The organism is Mycobacterium sp., from assembly GCF_052145595.1.
Taxonomy (GTDB): Bacteria; Actinomycetota; Actinomycetes; order Mycobacteriales; family Mycobacteriaceae; genus Mycobacterium.
Map to the genome: position 1 here is coordinate 1 of NZ_JBKQOI010000385.1, position 2,685 is coordinate 2,685.

General features: G+C 63.5%; 5 protein-coding genes. 2 read left to right on the plus strand and 3 right to left on the minus strand.

Annotated features, from left to right (window positions below):
• Window positions 1-245: 245 nt before the first annotated feature.
• The 3 genes from ACLP4W_RS30890 to ACLP4W_RS30900 form a co-directional block, all read right to left on the minus strand.
• On the minus strand, window positions 246-509 hold the full coding sequence (locus ACLP4W_RS30890; RefSeq protein WP_442391500.1) for a hypothetical protein: 264 nt from the start codon (window positions 507-509) through the stop codon (window positions 246-248).
• A 256-nt stretch (window positions 510-765) separates the two neighbouring features.
• Complete coding sequence (locus tag ACLP4W_RS30895; protein WP_442391502.1) at window positions 766-1,053, minus strand: HigA family addiction module antitoxin; 288 nt, start codon at window positions 1,051-1,053, stop codon at window positions 766-768.
• A 13-nt stretch (window positions 1,054-1,066) separates the two neighbouring features.
• Entirely contained in the window at window positions 1,067-1,348 is a 282-nt protein-coding gene (locus ACLP4W_RS30900; RefSeq protein WP_442391504.1) for a type II toxin-antitoxin system RelE/ParE family toxin, read from the minus strand.
• A gap of 128 nt (window positions 1,349-1,476) precedes the next feature.
• Between ACLP4W_RS30900 and ACLP4W_RS30905 the strand changes: the two genes are divergently transcribed.
• Together ACLP4W_RS30905 and ACLP4W_RS30910 are read left to right on the plus strand one after the other, a co-directional pair.
• Window positions 1,477-1,716, plus strand: a complete 240-nt coding sequence (locus ACLP4W_RS30905; protein ID WP_442391506.1) for a helix-turn-helix domain-containing protein — start codon at window positions 1,477-1,479, stop codon at window positions 1,714-1,716.
• Window positions 1,717-1,728: 12 nt separating this feature from the next.
• Entirely contained in the window at window positions 1,729-2,598 is an 870-nt protein-coding gene (locus ACLP4W_RS30910) for an Arm DNA-binding domain-containing protein (protein ID WP_442391507.1), read from the plus strand.
• The last annotated feature ends 87 nt before the right edge of the window (window positions 2,599-2,685 follow it).

A 2,685-nucleotide genomic window follows, 5' to 3' on the forward strand; every position in this document is an offset into this window, starting at 1 on the left:
GGCGCACGCTGATCCTGCTGAACGGGCTCTCGCACCGGCTCGCGCCCGGGCGCCGGCTGATCCAGGCCGAGCTGCTGAAGCACCTCGCCGCGGGCGCGGCCCGGGCAGACGGCGACGAGCCGGTCCCATCGGCCAGCGCGGATAATTCGGCCCGCAAGCCCGCGTAGTCCTGAGGTTTGGCGGGGGTATCCGTGGCCACGACGTTCAGGGTTGCTGGTCGGGTGATGAAATGCTCGGGTAGACAATTAAAGTTCGAGACCGTATCCACGGTGAGCACGGCGGTTGCGCTCGCGCTCACGACGCTGGTGGCTGGTAGCGGTGATGCGTTCGAATGCGGTTTCGCGGGCGTGGGTTTGGGCCTCGTGCTGGCGCCAAGCCTGCGCGCGGGCAGCGCAACGTTGGTCGTTGCGGTCCAGTGAGGCCGCCACGGCGGCGGGCAAGAGCTTGCGGTCGGTGCGTGCGGCGACGGTGTGCATGGTGCGGACGCGGTCATCGTTGGCCAGGATCATCCGAAAGTGGTGCGCGGCGGCGCATTTGGTGCCGCGGTGCCGTGCAGGAATCCTAGGCAGGGGCGTTCGGGCAACCATTAGTGAGACGCCTTGTGGGGCTGCGGGTTTAGATGATACGGGGAGGAATGGGGTGGGACGATTGGAGATAGATATTGTGAGAATGATTAGAAATTAAGGGGTTTGGGTGGTGGACACGGAAAGACGCCGGGCGGTGAGATCGGCCGCAGCAGCGTCGCGGCCGATCTCACACGGGGACTCAGGCGATGCGTTCGATCCCGGCTAGTTCTGGTCCGATGTGTTCGCGGGCGACTTCCGCGTCGTAGTGGGCCTGCATGTTGATCCAGAACATGTCGCTTAGTCCCAGTGCACGCGAGAGCCGCAGAGCGGTATCGGCGCTGATGCCGCGCTTGCCGTGCACGATCTCGTTGATACGGCGGGGCGGCACGTCGATCGTTTTGGCGATCCGGTACTGCGAGATGCCCAGTGGGTCGAGGAATTCGGTCTTTAGGATCTCGCCAGGGTGGGTGGGTGCGAAGTCTGTCATCGGTTTCTCTTTTCTAGTGGTAGTCGACCAGTTCGACGTTGCCGGCGCCGCTGGCACTCCAGGTGAAGCAGATGCGCCACTGGTCGTTGACGCGGATGCTGTATTGGCCGGCGCGGCTGCCGGCCAATTTCTCGAGTCGGTTGCCCGGCGGCACCCGCAGGTCGTTGATGCTCTCGGCGGCGTTGATGAGAACAAGCTTGTTGTATGCGAGCCTGCTGAGTTCCGGGCTGAGTTTCTTAACGTAGCGGCGCTGCCAGATCGCCTCGGTGTCTTTGTCCCGGAACGAGCGGATCACTCATCAATGATAACGCGAGGCGTTATTAACGTAAAGCGTTATGGGCTACCGGTGGTCCCGAAGATTGTGCAGGAAGTACCCCCGGGCCAATTACAGTGGTGGAATAGCACTCACCAGGAGGGGACCCCATGGCCCAAATACACTCCCCAAGCCCAACCGAGCATAGCGCCTTCACCGGCAGACCGATCAACGGCAGCTTGCTTCTCAAAGTTTCCGAAGCAGCCGCGGCCCTTCGCATCTCACGCTCGTCGATCTACAGGCTCTTCGATGCTGGCGAGTTGGCATGGGTCCAGATCGGTGCTTCTCGCCGGGTTACCTCGGCGGAGATTCACCGCTTCATCGCAGCGCATACGGAAGCTGCGTCGTAACGCTTCACGACGATGGGTGAGCGCCAGCAGCTGCCGCCCCAGATCCGACGCGTTGAGCTTGCTCGCCGCGCCGGGAGCAGGCCTGCCGTCCGTTATCAGCTGACTGTGGACACGGGCATGGTCGATGGCAAGCGTAAGCAGCTGCGGCGACGGTATCGGACCGAGAAGGAGGCCCGGGCGGCGCTTGCCGAGATACAGGGCCAGGTAAATGCGGGCTCTTACGTGCAGCCGTCAACGCTCACGGTGGAGCAGGCGTGTGCTGACTGGTTGCAATCTCGCCACAAGATTCGACCCACTACGGCCGCGGGCTATGGATACGTCCCGCAGCCGGTACGCGGCGAGCTGGGCGACCTGGCCGTCCAGGACCTGACCCGCCGACACATCGACGATCTGATCGTGAAGCTGCGTGCCGGCAGCTTGGAGCGGCCTGGCGGCCGAGCGCGCAAGGCGTGGAGCGCCCGGTCGTGCAATTACATGCTCGGTGCTGTGTCGCAGGTCCTCGCGCAGCTGGTCGCCGAGGGACGCTTGGCGAGAAATGTTGCCGGACTGGTCGATCGTGTGCCGGGCAAGGCCAGGATTTTCAAGACGTTTACCGACGATCAGGTGCGAATCGTCCTGGGCGCCATCGCCAATGATCGCAATCGGCATGCGTGGCATCTCGCTCTTGCCGGCCTGCGGCGCGGTGAGATCGCGGGCTTGCGTTGGGATGACGTCGATTTCGGCCAGCGGACGGTGCGGATCGGTAAGACTCGCGTCGACGTGGGAGGCCGCGCCTTTGATCAAGACGATCCCAAGACGGCCTCGGCCGGCCGAGTGCTGCCCATACCCGACTCGCTACTAAGCCGAAGTTCCCCCTGCTGTGTTGACGGGTTGGGGTGTTGACGTGGGGTTTTGTGATCTGGTGGGTGTGGGCTACTGACTACGCCAGACCGTGGCGGTGGGATACGTCGAGGAGTTCGAAGGCCCGCT

Excerpts from the sequence above, each read along its gene's own strand:
- ACLP4W_RS30895 (WP_442391502.1), bottom strand. The coding sequence starts at position 1,053 with ATGACAGACTTCGCACCCACCCACCCTGGCGAGATCCTAAAGACCGAA.
- ACLP4W_RS30890 (WP_442391500.1), bottom strand. The coding sequence starts at position 509 with ATGATCCTGGCCAACGATGACCGCGTCCGCACCATGCACACCGTCGCC.
- ACLP4W_RS30905 (WP_442391506.1), top strand. The coding sequence starts at position 1,477 with ATGGCCCAAATACACTCCCCAAGCCCAACCGAGCATAGCGCCTTCACC.
- ACLP4W_RS30910 (WP_442391507.1), top strand. The coding sequence starts at position 1,729 with ATGGGTGAGCGCCAGCAGCTGCCGCCCCAGATCCGACGCGTTGAGCTT.